General features: G+C 52.4%; 3 protein-coding genes. All 3 read right to left on the bottom strand.

What is annotated here, in order from left to right; genetic code table 11:
• Window positions 1-380, bottom strand: a 380-nt coding sequence (locus B3P58_RS13425) for a hypothetical protein (protein WP_286718161.1), incomplete at its 3' end; no start/stop codon positions are given.
• Window positions 381-603: 223 nt separating this feature from the next.
• Window positions 604-1341, bottom strand: a complete 738-nt coding sequence (locus B3P58_RS13420; protein WP_286718158.1) for an endonuclease — start codon at window positions 1339-1341, stop codon at window positions 604-606.
• Between the two features lie 106 nt (window positions 1342-1447).
• Window positions 1448-2281, bottom strand: a complete 834-nt coding sequence (locus B3P58_RS13415) for a hypothetical protein (RefSeq protein WP_286718155.1) — start codon at window positions 2279-2281, stop codon at window positions 1448-1450.
• Window positions 2282-2374: the final 93 nt, after the last annotated feature.

Genomic DNA, 2374 nt, shown 5'->3' with positions numbered 1-2374 from the left:
GCCGGCGCCAGTGCATTCATCAACCCACCCCACCAGGTATCGGTTGTGGCTGGCTGGGCCGCATTAACCGGCGAGGATGTGGATGGCGCTTCCAGACTGTTCAGTACGGCTTCCAGCTCGGTTTCGCTGAGCGTCGGCAATTCGTACTTGAGCACAAAATCGCTGATTTCATCAAAGCTGACACCGTCGTTGGTGTTGTTGATATAACTGGATAAATCCTGCGTCAGGGTCTGAACAAATTCGGCATATTCTTCAACCTGCAGAATATGCGCCTCGACCAGCGAGTCGAACACGCCGGTAATCAGTTCCTGGGTAAATTCAACAAAAGGGATGTCGCCAAAGCGGGCGGCTGTATCGATGGCAGAATTAAAATTCGGCATGGTCTCTTCCTTGATAAATGGCAGTTTATTGGCCGGTGCGGAAAATATCCGGGCACTGCTGATGCTTTCCCTGCACCACTGATCGCAGCCAGATTACTGCGCACTATCAGGAATGTCTACCGCGCAGAAATGACAATACAGGCCTTATAATGCTCAACTTCCGGTGGCGCAGGATAACGCTGGAATGACCCCTTTCATTTGCTGTTATCAAACCCGATAGTTATTACTTTTTATTATCACAACTGCGCACATAACAATTACCATTCCCCTGCAACGCGCTGACCCTGCGGTCACGCTCACGTTCGGCATCATCCACTGCATCCAGCTTATGCCAGGCATTAAACAGCTGGGTTTGCTGGCGGCTGATTTTCAGGCCATAGCGGTCACGCATATAGAAATAAATCCGCGCTACATCACCGCGGCGGTCGTCTTTCGGTTCGGCACGGCGCAGTTTGAAATCCACTTCAAAATCACAGCGGCCATAGACACGCGGCTCCCCTTCGAGCATACCGAAACGGAAGTTGGAACGGTCGCCGTTTAACTCGCCAACAGCAGGCACAAGATTGTGCAGGTCGGCTTCCATACGGCGGAATTGCGCATCGTTTTTACTGCAGTTCTTGCGGCCACCGTTCTGCCAGCACTGCAACTGATGGCCAAACTCCCAGGCAGGAACCACATGTTCCCATTCCAGCCGCGCACCGCGTTTGGCATTTTTACGCGCACTGTAGCCGCAGGCCGAAGCATCAATATCTTTGCCGGAGAAAGCACAGTCACAATAAAAGGTGCGCTGGCCACCCGGCAGACTGGCGTACAGCTTAGCCGCCATACGCTTGGCTTCACGGAAGGATTGCGGACCGGACTGGCGCTCATCGGCCTGACTGGCCTGCGCTGCCTGCAGAGGTAAACAACAGAATAACAGCAGGGCAACCGCACACTGCCTGACAGTAAAACGTATGATCATTTTTGCCCTCCGGTTTCGCAGCGCGCAATGTATCACTGCCGCCCGGAGGGGTCACGGTTTGCCGTGTGAGCGTGCGTAAAGCCAGCTCATTTAAGCAGCGTCAGCCTCAGAAGCGATAACCGAATACGCCAATATATTCATCAAAGTAAAAACTCTGATCGGCTTTATCGCCTTTATTGCTGGTCAGCACATCATCCATATCGGCATGCCCATATTTACCGAGGAAACGGAAAAAGAAGCCTTTCCACAGCGTGGCTTCAACACCCACTTTAACCGTGGTGGCATAACCGGCGACATGCCACTCGTCATTACGTTCGCCACTAAGCAGTTTAACGTTGCTTTTCGGATACAGAATGCCGGCACCCAAACCGGCAAATACCGCCAGATCCATTTTATTGCCCCAGGACCACAGCGGCAGAAAACGCTCGGTTTCCAGTGAGATCATGTTAAAGCCGTCGGTATGCTCATAATCGAGAAAATCAGTGCTGAGCTTCTGCTGACCACGGGCCGGGTCGGTGCGCTCAAACCCGGGACGATTAATAGTACCGCTGATATCGACGGTCTGATCCTGCACCATCACATACTTCATATGATCAAAGCCGAGCGATACCGACCAGTTATCGGCAACAAAATAACCAACACGCCAGTTGTACTGTGGAATCGTCAGCCGGCCGGGATTCAGATAAGAGTGGAAAACCTCATTCCACGACACCTGATTCTGACGGTCGCGGGCTTTAACGCCGTACAGCGTGAAATCGTGATCATCACCTTTAAAGTGAATATCACTGTTGGAATACGTGGCATTGTTCCAGCCCCAGTAGCCATACCACTGCCCCTGAGTACGCAGAGTGGTGACCGCCTGAACAGAAAACGAGAAAAAAGCCGACGCCAGCAGCGTCAACAGCAGGGCCATCCGCTGGCGCAGAGATTTAAACAACATAAGTAACTACCAGGAAAAAGAAGGTGTGAACAGCAGAGACCGGCGGTACCGGGGAGCCTTATGCCCGATGAACAACACCGGAGTGAAGCCAAA

This window comes from Thalassolituus sp. UBA2009, from assembly GCF_002335285.1.
Taxonomy (GTDB): domain Bacteria; phylum Pseudomonadota; class Gammaproteobacteria; order Pseudomonadales; family Oceanobacteraceae; genus Venatoribacter; species Venatoribacter alkanivorans.
The sequence above is the reverse complement of the archived record's forward strand: the minus strand, read 5'-3'. Positions and strand labels throughout refer to the sequence as shown.